At 44.8% G+C, this 17,112-nt stretch carries 22 protein-coding genes and 1 pseudogene; 8 read left to right on the forward strand and 15 right to left on the reverse strand.

Annotated features, from left to right (window positions below; all coding sequences use genetic code 11):
* Positions 1 to 46 precede the first annotated feature (46 nt).
* The 3 genes from MKY50_RS18810 to MKY50_RS18820 form a co-directional block, all read right to left on the reverse strand.
* Positions 47 to 1,405, reverse strand: coding sequence for an MFS transporter (locus MKY50_RS18810; protein ID WP_185184162.1), 1,359 nt, complete (start codon positions 1,403 to 1,405; stop codon positions 47 to 49).
* Positions 1,405 to 1,974, reverse strand: a complete 570-nt coding sequence (locus MKY50_RS18815) for a hydrolase (RefSeq protein ID WP_015251033.1) — start codon at positions 1,972 to 1,974, stop codon at positions 1,405 to 1,407. The genes MKY50_RS18810 and MKY50_RS18815 overlap by 1 nt, the downstream gene beginning before the upstream one ends.
* A gap of 183 nt (positions 1,975 to 2,157) precedes the next feature.
* Entirely contained in the window at positions 2,158 to 2,622 is a 465-nt protein-coding gene (locus MKY50_RS18820; RefSeq protein WP_003244424.1) for a hypothetical protein, read from the reverse strand.
* Positions 2,623 to 2,903: 281 nt separating this feature from the next.
* On the opposite strand from MKY50_RS18820, the gene amtB reads away from it, so the two are divergent.
* From amtB to bcrC, 3 genes are all read left to right on the forward strand, one after another.
* Positions 2,904 to 4,118, forward strand: coding sequence for an ammonium transporter AmtB (gene amtB, locus MKY50_RS18825; protein ID WP_015251031.1), 1,215 nt, complete (start codon positions 2,904 to 2,906; stop codon positions 4,116 to 4,118).
* A gap of 11 nt (positions 4,119 to 4,129) precedes the next feature.
* Positions 4,130 to 4,480: a P-II family nitrogen regulator gene (locus tag MKY50_RS18830; protein WP_003221829.1), complete on the forward strand. Its 351-nt coding sequence runs from the start codon at positions 4,130 to 4,132 to the stop codon at positions 4,478 to 4,480.
* 180 nt (positions 4,481 to 4,660) lie between these two features.
* On the forward strand, positions 4,661 to 5,242 hold the full coding sequence (gene bcrC / locus MKY50_RS18835) for an undecaprenyl-diphosphate phosphatase BcrC (protein ID WP_024573494.1): 582 nt from the start codon (positions 4,661 to 4,663) through the stop codon (positions 5,240 to 5,242).
* A gap of 40 nt (positions 5,243 to 5,282) precedes the next feature.
* Here the strand turns inward: bcrC and MKY50_RS18840 are convergent, their stop codons facing one another.
* Both MKY50_RS18840 and spoIIQ read right to left on the reverse strand, forming a co-directional pair.
* Positions 5,283 to 5,705 carry a VanZ family protein gene (locus MKY50_RS18840; RefSeq protein ID WP_128993498.1) on the reverse strand — a complete coding sequence of 141 codons (423 nt, stop codon included), beginning with the start codon at positions 5,703 to 5,705 and terminating at the stop codon, positions 5,283 to 5,285.
* 110 nt (positions 5,706 to 5,815) lie between these two features.
* Positions 5,816 to 6,688, reverse strand: coding sequence for a stage II sporulation protein spoIIQ (gene spoIIQ, locus MKY50_RS18845; RefSeq protein WP_341117109.1), 873 nt, complete (start codon positions 6,686 to 6,688; stop codon positions 5,816 to 5,818).
* Positions 6,689 to 6,829: 141 nt separating this feature from the next.
* On the opposite strand from spoIIQ, the gene MKY50_RS18850 reads away from it, so the two are divergent.
* From MKY50_RS18850 to MKY50_RS18860, 3 genes and pseudogenes are all read left to right on the forward strand, one after another.
* Positions 6,830 to 7,321 (forward strand): GNAT family N-acetyltransferase, encoded by a 492-nt coding sequence (locus tag MKY50_RS18850; protein ID WP_072692832.1) that lies wholly within the window; start codon positions 6,830 to 6,832, stop codon positions 7,319 to 7,321.
* Positions 7,318 to 7,836: a DUF5362 family protein gene (locus MKY50_RS18855; protein ID WP_069322959.1), complete on the forward strand. Its 519-nt coding sequence runs from the start codon at positions 7,318 to 7,320 to the stop codon at positions 7,834 to 7,836. The genes MKY50_RS18850 and MKY50_RS18855 overlap by 4 nt, the downstream gene beginning before the upstream one ends.
* Before the next feature lie 158 nt (positions 7,837 to 7,994).
* Positions 7,995 to 8,127: pseudogene (locus tag MKY50_RS18860) on the forward strand (hypothetical protein).
* On the opposite strand, the gene MKY50_RS18865 reads toward MKY50_RS18860, so the two are convergent.
* A complete protein-coding gene (locus MKY50_RS18865; RefSeq protein ID WP_015251026.1) occupies positions 8,124 to 8,558 on the reverse strand; it encodes a YwnF family protein in 435 nt (144 codons plus the stop codon). The pseudogene MKY50_RS18860 and the gene MKY50_RS18865 sit on opposite strands and share 4 nt — an antisense overlap.
* 233 nt (positions 8,559 to 8,791) lie before the next feature.
* On the opposite strand from MKY50_RS18865, the gene cls reads away from it, so the two are divergent.
* Positions 8,792 to 10,240, forward strand: a complete 1,449-nt coding sequence (gene cls / locus MKY50_RS18870) for a cardiolipin synthase (protein WP_003243311.1) — start codon at positions 8,792 to 8,794, stop codon at positions 10,238 to 10,240.
* Between the two features lie 20 nt (positions 10,241 to 10,260).
* Here cls and mta read toward each other — a convergent pair whose 3' ends face one another.
* Positions 10,261 to 11,034, reverse strand: a complete 774-nt coding sequence (gene mta / locus MKY50_RS18875; RefSeq protein ID WP_015483809.1) for a transcriptional activator Mta — start codon at positions 11,032 to 11,034, stop codon at positions 10,261 to 10,263.
* A gap of 142 nt (positions 11,035 to 11,176) precedes the next feature.
* Between mta and MKY50_RS18880 the strand changes: the two genes are divergently transcribed.
* On the forward strand, positions 11,177 to 11,560 hold the full coding sequence (locus MKY50_RS18880) for a DUF5362 family protein (protein ID WP_014478231.1): 384 nt from the start codon (positions 11,177 to 11,179) through the stop codon (positions 11,558 to 11,560).
* Positions 11,561 to 11,594: 34 nt separating this feature from the next.
* Here MKY50_RS18880 and MKY50_RS18885 read toward each other — a convergent pair whose 3' ends face one another.
* The 8 genes from MKY50_RS18885 to MKY50_RS18925 all read right to left on the reverse strand — a co-directional run bounded on the left by MKY50_RS18885 (position 11,595) and on the right by MKY50_RS18925 (position 16,978).
* The gene (locus tag MKY50_RS18885; protein ID WP_341117110.1) at positions 11,595 to 12,236 is read right to left on the reverse strand and encodes an NAD(P)-dependent oxidoreductase; all 642 of its coding nucleotides are present in this window, start codon (positions 12,234 to 12,236) and stop codon (positions 11,595 to 11,597) included.
* Positions 12,237 to 12,303: 67 nt separating this feature from the next.
* Positions 12,304 to 12,705 (reverse strand): Rrf2 family transcriptional regulator, encoded by a 402-nt coding sequence (locus MKY50_RS18890; RefSeq protein ID WP_003235720.1) that lies wholly within the window; start codon positions 12,703 to 12,705, stop codon positions 12,304 to 12,306.
* Positions 12,706 to 12,839: 134 nt separating this feature from the next.
* Positions 12,840 to 14,549, reverse strand: a complete 1,710-nt coding sequence (gene ureC / locus MKY50_RS18895) for an urease subunit alpha (RefSeq protein WP_341117111.1) — start codon at positions 14,547 to 14,549, stop codon at positions 12,840 to 12,842.
* Positions 14,546 to 14,920, reverse strand: a complete 375-nt coding sequence (gene ureB / locus MKY50_RS18900; protein ID WP_341117112.1) for an urease subunit beta — start codon at positions 14,918 to 14,920, stop codon at positions 14,546 to 14,548. Before ureB ends, ureC begins: the two co-directional genes overlap by 4 nt.
* On the reverse strand, positions 14,917 to 15,234 hold the full coding sequence (gene ureA, locus MKY50_RS18905) for an urease subunit gamma (RefSeq protein ID WP_003227724.1): 318 nt from the start codon (positions 15,232 to 15,234) through the stop codon (positions 14,917 to 14,919). Before ureA ends, ureB begins: the two co-directional genes overlap by 4 nt.
* A gap of 191 nt (positions 15,235 to 15,425) precedes the next feature.
* Positions 15,426 to 15,584: a hypothetical protein gene (locus MKY50_RS18910; protein WP_341117113.1), complete on the reverse strand. Its 159-nt coding sequence runs from the start codon at positions 15,582 to 15,584 to the stop codon at positions 15,426 to 15,428.
* Between the two features lie 653 nt (positions 15,585 to 16,237).
* Positions 16,238 to 16,426, reverse strand: coding sequence for a stress response protein CsbD (csbD, locus tag MKY50_RS18920; protein ID WP_003227718.1), 189 nt, complete (start codon positions 16,424 to 16,426; stop codon positions 16,238 to 16,240).
* A gap of 72 nt (positions 16,427 to 16,498) precedes the next feature.
* Entirely contained in the window at positions 16,499 to 16,978 is a 480-nt protein-coding gene (locus MKY50_RS18925) for a hypothetical protein (protein WP_003244390.1), read from the reverse strand.
* Between the last annotated feature and the right edge of the window lie 134 nt (positions 16,979 to 17,112).

The raw sequence follows: 17,112 nt of genomic DNA on the forward strand, positions 1-17,112 counted from the left end.
CAGCTTAAACAAGAAAAAGAGACAGACCTCAGAGCCCGCCTCTTTCTTAAGATGCAGTTTTCATTAATGCAGCAAATCTCACAGCCATTAACAGGCTTGCTCCGCCCGCTATAATCATAATGATTCCCATCATATCAAAATGGGCTGCCGTGATTTCTTTACCAAAAAGAATGCCAAGGATCACCGAAGACAAAATCGATCCTAGGTAACGGCAGGTTTGAAACAGGCCTGAAGTCGTTCCTACCATGTTGGAAGGACTCGTTTTCAGCATCGCTGCCTGAAGCGCGACATTTCCCAGTCCGTAGCCTATACCCAAGAGCGATAGAATGAGGCCTTTACCGATGGTCTGGACATTGATAAAAAAGATGGTTAAGAGCACGGCTCCAGCCGTCATCAAAAGCGCTCCCGCAAAGATTGGCTTGACGACACCAGATCGGTCGATCCATTTGCCAGTTAGAGGTGACACAACGATGCTCATTCCAGACATAAACAGCATAAACAGGCCGCTCGTTTGAACAGAAAGATGCATTTCATCCTGAAAGTAACTTGGCAGACCAAAGAATAAACAATAGAAGAAAACATTCAGTAAAATAAACTGAACATACACGGCTGACAGGTTTCGCTGTGTTTTAAACAGACGGACATCAATAAACGGCTTATCCGTTTTCAGCTCACGCCAGACAAACGCACAGAGCAGAAGCAAGCCAAGCACACCTTCAACCGCATGCGGCGACGTGCTGAACGACAGCAAAAAGGATAGAAGGAAAATGATTCCCCCGGCAAATAAAACAATTCCAAGAATGTCGAGCTGCCGAATAATGGTTTTGATTCCTGCCCCTTTTTTCTGATCTTTCGGGAACATATACAGGCCCAATAAGAAGCTGAGGATAATAAACGGCAAATTAACGATAAAGATCGCCGGCCAGCCTCCCCATACAATCAAAAAACCGCCGACTGTCGGCCCCAGCGCCGTCATGGCGGACGCAAATATAGAGAGTACAGCCAAGGCTGAAGCTTGGCGCTCATGAATATGATTCCGAATCAAGCCGACACCTGACGGATAAATCGCACTGCTCCCCACCGATTGAAACAGCCGCATGACCAATAATGTCATAAACGTCGGCGCAAACGGCGCCCCGATGGCAGAAATCGCAACAAGAATAAGCCCGAATAAAAACAAGCGTTTCCGCCCAATCAAATCACCGAGCTTTCCCGTTACGGGCTGTGCTACGGCACTCGCCAAGTAAAACGAGGAAATCAGCCAGGAAACCGTTGTAAACGAGAGGTGAAACTCATGCTGGATGCTATGGAGCGCAAGAGAGATCATAGACGAGTTCAGCGGATTCAGCATTGTTCCCGAAGCCACCGCTGTTAAAAAAACAGCCCGGCTTTTTTTCGACAACATCATTTCACTTGTTCCAGAAACTCTTCCGTCGTTCGCGATTTACCGATTCTCGGGAAAATAAAGCGCAGTGTGGCTTCATGCTCTTCATCGCTAAATGTGGACATGGCATCTGTAATAAAAATCTGCTGATAGCCAAGCTGAAATGCCTCCCGTGCTGTGCTTTCCACCCCGATATTCGTTGCGATGCCGCACAATACAATCGTATCAATGCCGCGGCGTCTGAGCTGCAAGTCTAAATCTGTGCCAAAAAAAGCACCCCATTGCCGTTTTGTCACAGTATAATCGCCATCCTGCACACCGATTTCCGGAACAAATTCGGCCCAGTCCGCCGGCATTTTCCCTGAACCTCCCTGCGCAGGCTCATCCGTTTGCGGCTTCAGGGCGTCCGCTCCATCATGAAAGGCTACATTTACAAAGCTGATGAACCCGTTATGTTTCCGAAATTCATCTACGAGCTTTTTCGCGTTCGGGACAACCTGGCCGCTTTGATCAATCGGCACAATTCCCTTTTGTAAATCAATGATAACCAATGCTGTTTTTTGAAAATCAATGTTGAGTGTATTCATCATACGTCTCCTCCTGATACTGTTAGTGTTTCTCACATTGCATATTTTACTCTTCACACTGCCTAAGTTCTTTTATGATGCTTGTGAAATTCTCAGAAGGAGCGTTTTCTCATGATTTTTCTTTTATGTAGTAGTAACAGGTTGTGCATACGAACAAACCGGCAAGCACAGTAATCATAAGGGGCGTCATCGCTTCATCACCTGCCTGCTGTCTATCGGTTCCTGCCTGAAAATGCCCATGAATTTGCGGCGGTCCATCCAAAGCAGGATAAGACACATAACCATTAATATCGTGCTAAGATCCTGCACGCCAATATCAAAACAATAGTTAATCAAGACGATGTTCACAATAATGGGCATAAAAATAACCGCCCCTAATGCAGCCGTTCGCGGAATCAGTAATAAAACAGCTGCCAGGATTTCACCAAAACCTATAAACAGTTCATAGACATGAGAATAACCGAAAAATGTCCACGCGATCGTAAACCCCTTCCCGGCAGCCGCCTCGATTTCAGGCGTCACCTCGCCAAACTGGCCAATTACCACTTTCGCCAGACCGTACACGAAAAAATTAAAGGCTAAAAACAATCGGAACGTCGCGGGAATCGACTTGCGTACCGCTTTCCTCAGCCTGCCGCCTTTATTCATCATACATCCCCCTCAGTGTATTATTTGATGTAGTACACTTAATACAGTATAGAGTATTCTAATTAATGTCAATTCCCTTTTCAGCTCATATGAATAGCTTCTTTTATAGATACAAAGTCTTATATCGCAAAAAATGCCATTCTCCTTCCTTTCCGTCCCTCGATAACATTCCTTAAAAACCATGTCAGGAAATCTTACATGAAAATGTTTTATCATTCTTTTTTCTCTATAATGAAGAAATATAATAATTGCTTTTTATTCTGAAAGATACGGAGGAATGAGACATGCAAATGGGCGATACAGTTTTTATGTTCTTTTGCGCTTTACTCGTGTGGCTGATGACCCCGGGATTAGCGTTATTTTATGGAGGAATGGTAAAGAGCAAAAATGTGCTGAGCACTGCCATGCACAGTTTCTCTTCCATTGCCATCGTTTCCATCGTTTGGGTGCTGTTCGGATATACACTTGCCTTCGCACCAGGCAATTCAATCATCGGCGGGCTGGAGTGGGCAGGCCTCAAAGGGGTCGGATTTGATCCGGGAGATTACAGCGATACCATTCCCCACTCGTTATTTATGATGTTCCAAATGACGTTCGCCGTTCTGACTACAGCGATTATTTCCGGGGCTTTCGCAGAGCGGATGCGATTCGGCGCTTTTCTTTTATTCTCGGTTTTATGGGCCTCTTTGGTTTACACACCCGTAGCGCACTGGGTATGGGGCGGCGGCTGGATCGGCCAGCTTGGAGCGCTCGATTTCGCCGGCGGCAATGTTGTTCATATTTCCTCCGGTGTGGCAGGACTTGTTCTTGCCATTGTGCTAGGCAAACGGAAAGACGGCACAGCGTCTTCTCCGCATAACCTCATTTACACCTTCTTAGGAGGAGCTTTGATTTGGTTCGGCTGGTTCGGCTTTAACGTCGGCAGCGCTTTGACTTTAGATGGTGTAGCCATGTACGCGTTCATCAACACAAACACCGCGGCTGCAGCCGGGATCGCCGGCTGGATCTTAGTAGAATGGATCATTAACAAAAAACCGACAATGCTCGGAGCGGTATCTGGCGCAATCGCCGGGCTTGTCGCCATTACGCCGGCTGCCGGATTTGTCACACCGTTCGCTTCCATTATTATCGGCATCATCGGCGGAGCTGTTTGTTTCTGGGGAGTATTCTCGCTTAAAAAGAAATTCGGATACGACGACGCGCTTGACGCCTTTGGCCTGCACGGGATCGGCGGCACATGGGGCGGAATCGCAACAGGATTATTCGCAACAACCTCTGTTAACTCAGCGGGCGCAGATGGGTTATTTTACGGTGATGCAAGCTTAATCTGGAAACAAATCGTCGCCATCGCCGCCACTTATGTTTTTGTATTTATTGTCACTTTCGTTATTATTAAATTTGTAAGCCTCTTCCTTCCCCTTCGCGCAACTGAAGAAGAAGAGTCACTTGGGCTTGACTTAACGATGCACGGGGAAAAAGCATATCAAGATTCTATGTGAGGAGTGACGCTATGAGCGGTCAAATGTTCAAGGTAGAAATTGTAACGCGTCCGGCAAATTTTGAAAAGCTGAAGCAGGAACTCGGAAAAATCGGAGTGACCTCTCTGACTTTCTCCAATGTACACGGCTGCGGCCTTCAAAAAGCACATACGGAGCTCTATCGAGGGGTAAAAATAGAAAGCAATGTATACGAGCGTTTAAAAATAGAAATTGTGGTCAGCAAGGTTCCTGTTGATCAAGTGACTGAGACCGCTAAAAGGGTGCTGAAAACGGGATCACCGGGTGACGGTAAAATATTTGTCTATGAAATCAGCAATACGATCAACATCCGCACAGGCGAAGAAGGACCTGAAGCACTTTAATATCGGTACGAGATTCGGACACTCCGGATCTCTTTTTTTGTGCACAGAATCCCCCCAGAAACCGCGATTCCTCTTCGAATTCTCTTCAAGCGCCGTTATTTCAGACAATCTCTATTTTTATTTGAAACTTTTCATGAGTAAGATTAGTCTACTAAATATAAAAATGTAAAAGGTGATTATTTGAACTACGAAATTTTTAAAGCAATCCATGGACTATCTCATCACAATTCAGTTCTCGATTCCATTATGGTCTTCATCACGGAATATGCCATTGTCGCCTATGCCCTTATCCTATTGGCAATCTGGCTGTTTGGGAACACACAAAGCAGAAAACATGTGCTATACGCAGGCATCACAGGAATTGCAGGCCTTGTGATCAACTATTTGATTACGCTTGTTTATTTCGAACCGCGCCCGTTCGTTGCGCATACAGTGCATACACTGATTCCGCATGCTGCGGATGCTTCATTTCCAAGTGACCACACGACAGGTGCATTAGCGATTTCTATTGCGATGCTTTTCAGAAACCGCAAAATCGGCTGGCCGCTTGTCATTTTTGGGCTTTTGACAGGCTTTTCGAGAATTTGGGTGGGACATCACTATCCGGTAGATGTATTAGGCAGCCTCGTTGTCGCCATCATTATCGGGTTCCTTTTCTTTAGATTTTCAGATCTGCTTCGCCCGTTCGTCGATTTGGTCGTGAGGATTTATGAAACCATTATCAATAAACTGACGAAAAAACCAACCGATCAAAATTTCTAAGAAAGACAAAAGCCGGCGTCTTTAATCAAGACAGCCGGCTTTAATATTTCTCATACATCTCTTGTTTTCTTCGCTTCGCCAACACATATAAACCATAAAACAATCCAATTCCAACAGCATCGATGAGCACATCCCGGATACAACCATTCCTGCTGAAGAAGAGCTGAAGAACTTCTGTGAAAAAAGCAAACGCGAATGAACCGGCTGCAGCTGATCTTATGCTGCCCCGCTGTCTCCATAGCAAATATGTCAGCACAAAGAAGGAAAACGCGTGTCCGATTTTTTGAATAAACGCTTCAGGGACAGTAAGCTCAGTAAAATCCATAACTAAAAATTGAGACAGATCAGGGTGCGGCTGAAAATGAAAAGCCACCGTTTGCGATACGACCATGCCGCTGAAGCTTTCCGTACAGACAGAAAGCAGGATAAAAAATATCCAGCCTGCGAGCAATAGGCGGTTCATGACATAACCTCCTTTATAACGTACGTGCCTACATGTAACTACATAGACGGTAAAACAAAGCAAAAAGTAACAGAAAAAAACGCCCATCACAAGGATAGACGTTTTCTTCATTAAGACTGTTCAGTGTCTTCTGTTGTGCTGCTTTCTTTGGAACCAGATTTGTCAGTTGAATCATCCTTTTTCTCACCGGATTTTTCTTCTGTTCCTTTTTCAGTTGATCCGTCCTTTTTCTCGGAAGATTGCTGAATGGATTCCTCTGTTTCTTGGGTGGTAGCTTTTTCTTCAGCTGCTGCTGCTTTTTCAATAGAAGAAACTGGTTTGTCCATAAAGTTTAACGGATTCATTGCGACCCCATCTTTACGGATTTCAAAGTGCACGTGGTTTCCGCTATCTTCACTGTAAAGGTTCTTGCCAGATTTTCCGATCACTTGATTTTGTTTTACTTTGTCACCTTGCTCAACGCTTACTTCGGAAAGAGATTGATACACAGTCGATAAACCGTCGGCATGTTCTACTTCCACAACATATCCCAGCACTGGATCTTTTTCAGCTTTAACAACCGTACCGCTCAGAGAAGCAGAGACATCGAAATCTTTTCCGTCTTTCTCAGCTAAGTCAATTCCTTTGCTTAGGCTGTACGTGTTATTATAGGTAACGAGTGCTGCTTCTTTCTCTTCTTTTGCGGCATCGGTTTCATAGAACTTTTTCACAACAGAAACGTTTTCAGAATCAACAACCGGCATTGCGACATTTTCCATTGACTTTCCTACTTCAACTGCATCGTCGTTGTTGTCATATGCGGAGTTTCCGCCGTTATCAGACAACTGATCCTTCACCTCATCATTTGATACTGATTGATACCAAAGGACAGCTGTTAAAATGACGGCCGCACTGACTAAGTAAATTGCAGGGAACACCCAGCGTTTACGAAAAAACTGCTGAAGTTTTTTGACTTGAGAAGTTTTCTTTTCTTCCTCTCTCATTGTTTCATCACCTCAGCAACATTCTGAACACTTTTCTGAAAATATATACAACCTATCCAAAAAAACTTTTTTAGATGTAGTTTGCACAGACTGAACGAAAATATGTATTTTTTTTGAGAGGAGTGCCAAAAACGTATGAACATGACATTGCGTCTTGCTGAACATAAAGACTTGGAGGCTGTTGTGGCGATTTATAATTCAACGATTGCTTCTCGAATGGTAACAGCCGATACCGAACCGGTAACTCCTGAAGACCGGATGGAATGGTTTTTGGGACATACAGAGTCACGCCCGCTCTATGTGGCCGAGGACGAAAACGGAAACGTCGCTGCCTGGATCAGCTTTGAAACATTTTATGGAAGGCCAGCCTATAATAAAACAGCGGAGGTCAGCATATACATTGACGAAGCATGCCGCGGCAAAGGTGTTGGATCATATTTGCTTCAAGAAGCGCTCCGCATTGCCCCGAATCTTGGCATCCGCTCACTTATGGCCTTCATTTTCGGGCATAATAAACCAAGCCTGAAGCTGTTTGAAAAGCACGGGTTTGCAGAATGGGGACTATTCCCCGGCATCGCCGAAATGGACGGGAAAAGATACGATTTAAAAATTTTAGGGAGAGAGCTTTCATGATTAGTCTGGATAAAGATGAAAACGAAATTGAAAATCATAATGAAGAAAATAGCCTCGCTGAACAGGAGACTGCACCTGTTGAACAGGAGACCCGCCAGCTGAGCGCCTCCGCTGTCAAGTCGCTATCCGACATTGCCAAGTGGGGCAAAATTTCTGGCATCTTGTTAATCATTATGGGATCGCTTGTCACTCTGTCTGCTTTGATGACAGTGATTGGCGCCATCCCGGGCGTACTGCTCATTATATCAGGCGTATTTTTGATGCGCTCAGCAAAAGCAGCCGCGGAAACCGAAGGAAATCTAGCCGGCAGCGCTGGCGAAAGCATGCTTGAAAATTACGGGACATTTATAAAAATGCAGCTGTTTTATGCAGCATCTAGTATCGTTACTGTCCTGATCGGGATCATTGTAGCCATTTTCGTGCTGGTGGTAATCGGCATTGCTGCTTTTGAGAACACGCCTTCGTATGATGATCCGGATTCTTATTATTATGAGGATGATCCGGTGTTTGAATAATGATGAGACAGGACAGGGCATGAGTTCCATATAAACGGAACCATGCCTATTTTATTTGACTATTCAAAGCAGGCCGGCGTAAACACCAAATCCTGAAGCAAGCATACAATAGACATCTCTAGTAGAGGAAATCAACAAAGCAACGCTGTTACCCAGAAATGAATATCAAAAAAACGGATGAAGTCCGGAATCAATCCGAAACCGCACTTTTTATTTCGGGTGTCTGCATGCAAAAAAACACACCTGGATCGTCTGGAAAAACTCAACAATCCGGGTGCAGCTCTTCTTTAATACATTTTTTTGCGTCTGTCTTCCTCAGTCAAAAATTCAACAAAACTCCGCATCGCAAAAGGCTCTTCCTTTATTTGTCGTGCGTAGGAGCTTTTCCGCTCTTCTGAAAGGATTTCGCTCTTTTTGATCCTGTTCAGCATATAGATGTGAACCGTTTTTTGGATTTGTTTATGCTGATAGCCTGCCTCTTTAAAAAATGCGAGCCCGAGCGCCGCCAAAATGGCGAATATGCCTGCGCTGATCAGGGACTCCCTGTCAGCTGAAGCATGAAATAGAAAAGCAGCTAAATTAAAGAGAGAGAATGCAGCAAGCGGAATAGCAAGAAAACGGTAAATGACGGTTTTTTTCATGAAAGGCTGTACGGCCTTTTGAATTTTTTGCATTTCTGTTTTGATGAACCCCGGCATTTGTTCGACTCTGTAAAAGTTCATATAATCCTCCCCCTTTATTTAATCTTCACGAACGTTACATATGTGTTTATTTTAACGCAGGTGCAAGCTGGTTTTAAAGAAATCTGCCCGTATTTTTCACGAAGAATCTGGATCGCCGCTCTTTATTCTTTTAAAATGTGAGTGTTATAATTTGTAATGGGAATCAGATCACTGTTATTCATGGAATACTAATGGCAATCTTCTTGATAAATATGAATGAGCGGGGTTACAAAGTGAGTATTTCTTCCATCCTTTTATCACTTTTTTTCATTTTAAATATTCTTTTGGCCATCATTGTCATCTTCAAAGAACGGCGCGATGCCAGTGCATCTTGGGCGTGGCTGCTTGTTCTTTTCTTTATTCCCGTTTTAGGCTTTATTTTATACTTATTATTCGGCCATAATCTCAGACGCAAGCATTTGTTTCAATGGGAAGACCGGAAAAAGATTGGAATTGAAAGGCTGCTGAAGCATCAGCTTGAAGATTTAGAAACCAAGCAATTTCAGTTTAACAACCGGGCAACCTTTGATAACAAAGATTTAATTTATATGCTGATTATGAATAACCATGCTGTGTTTACAGAGGATAATTCAGTTGACGTCATTACAGATGGACGGGATAAATTTCAGCGGCTGCTGAGTGACATTTCAAAGGCTAAGGATCATATCCATTTACAGTATTATATTTATAAAGGCGATGAATTAGGCAAAAAATTGCGGGACGCTCTCATCCAAAAGGCGAAAGAAGGTGTTCAGGTCAGAGTGCTTTATGATGAACTCGGGTCCAGAACGCTGAGAAAAAAGTTTTTTAAAGAGCTTCGCGAGGCTGGCGGGCATGTGGAGGTCTTTTTCCCTTCAAAGCTCAGGCCGATTAACCTGCGGCTGAATTACCGGAACCATCGAAAGCTTGTGATCATAGACGGAATGACCGGTTATGTCGGAGGCTTTAACGTCGGAGATGAGTATCTAGGGCTTAATCCGAAATTCGGTTATTGGCGGGATACGCATATCCGGCTGCAAGGAACGGCCGTGCACGCCATCCAAACACGGTTCATCCTTGACTGGAACCAAGCTTCTCATCACCATACGCTGACATATATTCCAAATCACTTTCCTGATTACGGCCCAAAAGGCAACGTCGGGATGCAGATTGTCACAAGCGGCCCTGATTCGGAATGGGAACAAATTAAAAATGGCTACATCAAAATGATTTCGAACGCCAAGCGTTCCATTTTGATACAAACACCTTATTTTATCCCAGATGCAAGCCTGCTGGATGCTTTAAGGATCGCTTGCCTTTCGGGCATTGACGTTAACATTATGATTCCGAACAAGCCCGATCACGCCTTTGTATACTGGGCAACACTTTCGTATATCGGCGATCTGCTGAAAGCCGGAGCCACTGTCTATATTTACGATAACGGCTTTATTCACGCGAAAACCATCGTGGTGGATGACGAAATCGCTTCAGTCGGCACAGCGAACATTGATGTCCGAAGCTTCAGGCTGAATTTTGAGGTTAATGCATTTATTTACGATATCACCATTGCTAAAAAACTGGTTTCAACTTTTAAAGAAGATTTGCTAGTATCCAGAAAATTCACCTATGAGGAGTATCTGCAGCGCCCGTTGTGGATTCGAATAAAAGAATCCGTCTCGCGGCTGTTGTCGCCGATCTTATAAGATGCGAAAACCCCCGGCCTTTACGGCCGGGGGTTTTCCTGATGGTCACAGTAAATGATGATCGCCTCCCGCAAAAAAGCGGCAAGACCTTCTCCATATTGATTGATTGAATCGGTAAATCGCTCGTCAGTGATATACACTTCCCCGAGTCCTCTGAAAATGTCGAGTGTGCAATCGTAATGATATTGGCAAATATGATCGCGAAATGCCCCCACTGCGGCCTGAACCTCTGCATCATCGGGCCCATGCTTCATTCGCGCCGCAATTCGTCTGTAAATCGAATCAAATTCAGCCATGATCGTGCGCCAATCATCTGCCGAGTATGCAGATGTCCTTTTCTCTGTTTCTTCTGCGATTTCCTTTCCATACAGCTTTCTGACTTCATCAGCGTATGTCTGCTGATGCTCTTCAATGTCTTTCATGCTTAATCCGGCAAATAAATCCCTCTTATTCATCGTTTCCCCTCCATCAACGGACAAAAGCGTCCTGTCAATTGTTTGAATCATCTCATCCATTCTTTGTTTTTTCTTCATCAATATCTCCTTTTGCGACTGAAGTGCCGCTTTCCGGTCAAAATTCGGATGATCCAGCATCTCTTTAATCTCATCCAGACGAAACCCGATTTCCTTGAAAAATAAAATCTGCTGCAGTCTTTCCAGGTCTGCGTCACTGTACAAACGATACCCAGCATCAGTAAGCGCTGAAGGATTCAGAAGCTCAATATTGTCATAGTGATGAAGCGTCCGAATGCTAACGCCTGATATCTCCGCCACTTGTTTAACTTGATATTTCATACATAACACCTCCTCTTTTTTATCGTAAACAATCACGCAACGTTAGGGTCAATCCCCAAAATGTTATTTTCTATACAAAACTTCTCACAAATAGTGTATAAATGAAAAGTGAGTATTTTTTTGTAAAGGGGAGCCAGTATACATGAATCCTGAAACAATGAACAAAACCCTCATCAGCATTTCGAAATGGGGAAAAGCTACAGGCATTTTATTTATTATTATGGGCGCAATTACCGCGCTTTCAGGCGCGTTCATTTTTCTAATCGGTGCCGTGCCAGGCGTACTGCAAATTATTTCCGGTATCTTTTTGATGAGGTCAGCTAGGGAAGCAGGCCAAATGGCTGAACACAATAGCGGACAGTCTGAAGACTTAATGCTGGAGAATTACGCGAAATTCGTAAAGATGCAAGGGATTTATTTGATCGTAAGCATTGCTGTATCCATTCTTGCGATTATCGCCTTCTTCATCTTTTTAATGCTTGGGATTGCTGACGGCCTTTTCAGCGATACGTACAGCACTTATTAATGAGAAAAACCCGGAGCTGGCTCCGGGTTTTTTATTATTCCGCTTCGCTTACCACTGTGAAGCGTTCATTTTTGTGTTCGGGATGTTCAAGCTCATCCAACACGGCAATGGCATAATCTGCATAGCTGATATAGCTGTCGCCTTTTGCATTTACGATGACATTGTCTTTTCCTTTTTGGTAAGAGCCAGTCCGTTTTCCTGCTGGATCAAAAAATGCCGCAGGACTGAGGAACGTCCAGGAAATGGAGTCTGTCTGCTGCAAATCTTTCAGGTTCTCGCCTTGATTTGATGCAGTTGGCAAATATTCTTTCGGAAATTCCGGCGTATCCATTAAACGGGTTGTTTTGGCTTCATCAACAAACAGGCTTCCCGCTCCGCCAACAACAAACAATCTTGTGTGCTTCGCGTCCTTTAAGATGCTGATGAGTGCTCTTCCTGCTTCAACATGAAGATGTTCCTGGCCGGGTGCTGCTCCAAAAGCGTTTACGACCGCGTCGAAAGGCTTGATGTCTTCCGCAGTCAGTTCAAACACATCTTTTTCCAAAACCGCTACGTCCTGCTCCTGCACTTTTGAAGCGTTTCGGACGATGGCTGTCACTTCATGGCCTCTTGTTTTCGCTTCTTTCAAAATCTCGTTTCCCGCTTTCCCGCTTGCGCCGATAATACCAATTTTCATTTTTCATTTCCTCCTTATTTGTAACAATTTTAGTTACATGTTAGCGGTGAGAAGTCATCCCTTTTGATTAAAAGAGATGATTCATAACATCTTTTAATGACTTGCTCGCCAGTTCATTTTCCATCGCTTTTTGCACACTTTCAAACGTTTCATCCAGAGCGTTCTGAATTTTTTTCCCTACCGGACATTTCGGATTCGGGTTTTCATGAACCGCAAAGAGTTCTTCTTGCTTTTGGACAGCCCGGTACACTTCTAAAAGAGAAATATCAGCAGGATCTTTTTTGAGGCTTGCACCCGGCACCCCGGCGCGTGATGTGAGAATATCAGCTTTTTTCAGCAGGCTGATCATTCTTCGCACAACTACCGGATTCGTGTTGACACTGTCTGCAATGATTTCTGAAGATGTTTTTTCATCCATCGAGATGAGGGATAAAATATGAATGGCAACAGCAAGACGGCTGTTAATCATGTTTTTTCACCACCGTTGTAACTATAATAGTTACATTTGATTCGTTTGTCAACATCTAATATACACTAAATACACGGGTTTTGTGCACCGTTTTTAGTCAATAGAACGGCCGGATGCACTCCGGCCGCGTCTTATCAGAATAAGAAATATCTTTGTCCAAGGGGGACATAATCGACAGGCTGGCAAGACAATTCCTCCCCGTCAGCAAAGACCTGATAGGTTTTTGGATCAATCTCAATCTTCGGCAAAGCCGAATTCAGCTTCATATCCAGCTTGCTCAGCTTTCTGATATTTTTGACTGGAGAAATCCTTTTTTCCAGCCCTAAGCTTTCCGCTACACCACGCTCTATGCTTGCCTGAGACATAAATGTAATCGAGGTTGAGCGGTTGGCTTTTCCGTAAGACGCATACATTTGGCGCATGAAAACCGGTTCAGGAGTCGGGATGGACGCGTTCGGATCTCCCATTTGCGCACGTGCAATCATGCCGCCCTTTAAGACCAGTTCCGGTTTTACGCCGAAAAATACCGGGTCCCACAGAACGAGATCAGCAAGCTTCCCTTTTTCCACCGAGCCGACCTCATGGCTGAGCCCGTGCGTAATTGCCGGATTAATCGTGTATTTGGCAATGTACCGTTTTGCGCGCACATTGTCATTCCCGTTTTCGCCGGCAAGAGCGCCGCGCTGTTTTTTCATTTTATCGGCTACCTGCCATGTTCGGATGATCACTTCACCGACCCGCCCCATCGCTTGGGAATCCGATGATGTCATGCTGATCGCACCGATATCATGGAGAATATCCTCCGCGGCAATCGTCGCCGCCCTGATTCTGGAATGGCTGAACGCCACATCTTCAGGCACTTTTGCATCTAAATGGTGGCAGACCATCATCATGTCAAGATGCTCATCCATCGTATTAACGGTATAAGGAATGGTTGGCGTTGTAGATGACGGCAGAATGTTCGCGTAAGAGGCGAGCTTCATAATATCCGGGGCATGGCCGCCGCCTGCCCCTTCTATGTGATAAGTATGAATGACCCGGTCCCCGATCGCGTCGAGCGTGTTTTCCAAAAAGCCCGCTTCGTTAATCGTATCGGTATGGATGGCAACTTGAATATCAGCCTCGTCACCGACTTCCATACACGTTTTAATGGCGCTTGGCGTCGTGCCCCAGTCTTCATGAAGCTTAAGGCCGATGGCGCCTGCTTCCACCTGCTCGATCAGCGGCGCTTTATCGGATGCATTCCCTTTCCCTAAGAAGCCGACATTGATCGGAAACTCCTCGGCCGCTTCCAGCATCCTTGCCATATACCACGCGCCGGATGTACATGTTGTCGCTTTGCTTCCTGTAGCGGGTCCTGTTCCGCCTCCCAAAAGGGTTGTCACACCTGAAGAAAGCGCAACTTCCATCTGCTGAGGACAAATAAAATGAATGTGCGTGTCCACTCCCCCGGCTGTTAAAATTTTGCCTTCACCGGAAATCACCTCTGTCCCCGCTCCGATGACCATGTGCGGATCGACTCCATCCATGATATCAGGATTTCCGCTTTTTCCGACACCGACAATCCGGCCGTCTTTCACACCGACATCCGCCTTGACAATGCCTGTGTAATCCAATAGCACCACGTTGGTGATAACCAAATCCAAAGCGCCGTCCTTCCCTGTGATTCTGCCGTTTTGGCCCATGCCGTCGCGGATCGTTTTTCCGCCGCCAAAGATCATTTCTTCACCGTATACTGTGAAATCCTTTTCGACTTCGATCCATAAATCCGTGTCGCCCAATCTGATTTTATCGCCCGTTGTCGGGCCAAACAGCTCCGCATATTCCTCCCGTGACATTTTCATCGGATTACACCCTCCATCCAGCCGGCTTGTTTTAAGTTGGCCAACGTTTTTTCTTTGCCGCGTTCATCGATAAACGTGTCGGCCATCCCGTTCAGCCCTCTAATTGTCTTGCGTCCTCTGATTTCCACTAGTGAGACCGTTTTCTGCTCTCCCGGCTCAAAACGGACCGATGTGCCTGATGGAACATCAAGACGCATGCCGATCGCCAGCTCACGGTCAAATAATAAAGCCCCGTTGGCCTCCGCAAAATGAAAATGCGAGCCGACTTGAATGGAGCGTGATCCGGTGTTTTTTACCGTTACCTCCCGTATCTCACGGCCTTCATTAATCGTAATGGTTCCCTCAGCAACTTGAAATGCTCCCGGCTTCATGACTTCACCTCCGCAGAAATTGGCTGATGTACCGTAACAAGCTTTACTCCATCCGGAAATGTGGCCTCCACCTGAATGCTGTCGAGCATCTCAGGGACACCCTCCATCACATCTTTTTCCGTTAATACATGGCGGCCGGCTTCCATCAGCTCTGCTACTCCCTTCCCATCACGTGCGCCTTCCATAATAAAGCAGGTGATATAAGCAGCAGCCTCAGGATAGTTCAGCAGAACGCCCCGCGCCTTTCGCTGTTTGGCTAATTCCCCCGCTGCAAAAATGAGCAATTTCTCTTGTTCAACCGGTGTCAGTTTCATCTGTAGTCCTCCTTCTTTTGTCATATAAAGCAGATGCGGCTACTACGAATTTGCGGAACAGTCAGGCGGGACATCACCTCCCTTTCTTCGAGAATGGGGGTCATACGGAAAGATGCCTTTCAAAGCGACATGCCGTTTCTTTAGGCCTTCCCATGGTAACAGCCGTTCCCCTGTCGATCACAGAAAGATAGTCAGCACAGATTAACGCGTTTTCCAGACTGCGCTCGACTAAGATAACAAATGTCTTTTTTTTTGGAAATTTCTATAATAACTTGTCTGACTAGTTCGACAATTAAAATCTGAATTCCTTCCAATTGTTTATTAAGTAAAATATTTTCCAGATTTACCATCAGCGCTCTGGCGATTGCAAGCTGCTGCTGTTGACCGCCTTTTCGTTTTGAACAAACGTTTGATTAAAACAAATAGCCCCCTCTGTTTAGCCGGAGTCGGCCTAATACAGCGACAATCTGCCCCGGGCGAAGCTAAGGCTGTGCAAAACCATCGATTGATCATAACCAGACGTTACATTCCTGATGGCAGCCCGTTGTTTTGCTCCGCAACCGGAAGCATGCATGGAGGCCAGTCTGAGGCGCCGACCTCCACGATACCGAGAACCCGACTATTGCCATTAACTCCGCATCATGGACGGTCACTTCGCTGATCGCCACCGTTCCTCTTAATGAGTGAAGAATTCCGGCCTTCACTGAATCCCCGCTTGTGTCGATATCAACTGTTTTCTCGCACTCCCGTGGCTTCCGACACTTTCTTCGGTGCAGTACATTCCGTCATCAAAACCCCTTTGTTTGATTTCTTCAAATGATGTTATAAAAGTTTACAACTTATGTCATCATTATATAGAAGAGGCCTATTAATTCAAAGAATATTTAAAAAATTTAGTTACCTTGACCAAATCAGCTTCTTTTTTTGTTATATTTATTCACATATCAGAAAAAGCGAAAAAAAAAAGACAAGAAACATTTCGTTTCCTGCCTCTTCCGTACGATTAATCTTTATCTGAAAATTTATCCTTGGCTTTCCCGATATCCTTTTGGATTTCGCCTTTTGCCTTATCTTTTTTGCCTTCAGCCTGCATGTCCGTTCTGTCAGCCATATCTCCGACTTTATCCTTCACTTCTCCTTTGGCTTTATTGAAGCCGCCCTTCATTTTGTCTTTTACACTATCGTTACCCATGTTAATTCTCCCCTCTCAATTATGTGTGTACTTGTTAACTTCCCGATCTGAGAGGCAATAAACATTCTAATGTTATTTATCGATTTCGTAGCGCTCTCCGTAACGGAGCACCTTGTATATCGCCAGCCCGTCTGATGACTTTTTCTCCGAATATCGGACCGGCAGCAGGGCAAAAAACACATAATACGTAGAAAAATAGACAAACTGATAGAAAAACACATTCGGCTTTAATACACTGTGTATAATCAGCAGATTGATTGCAAAAATCGTGATGAGGTTAAACAAGCAGCCCCCTGCATACACGAGTGCATTTGAGAATCGATTGTCAATTTTCAACTCCCCGTACCGGCAAAAAGAATCGATAAAATAAATCGTTCTGAACCGTATGGGTCCAATTTTAAGCAGCGTTTTTCCCATGCCTATATCCAACGATCCCTTACCGCCAAAAATAAAAGCCATAAAGCTGTGCCCTGAAACATGTATAATCTGTACAAGCGGCAGAACAATGAGGAAAGACCACAGAAACTTCACCATATCATTAAAACCAAACATTGAATTCCCCCTCACATGCATATCTGCATCCCAAAACGGCTTTTGTTCAAAAAACAGTGCTGTAGCGATTTTTCCTGTTCTCCCCGGAAATAAACGTTCCGATGCTCCCCTTTTTTTGCATAAAAAAAAACCAT

This window comes from Bacillus sp. FSL R7-0685 (assembly GCF_038002425.1).
In the GTDB taxonomy this organism is placed as follows: domain Bacteria; phylum Bacillota; class Bacilli; order Bacillales; family Bacillaceae; genus Bacillus; species Bacillus subtilis.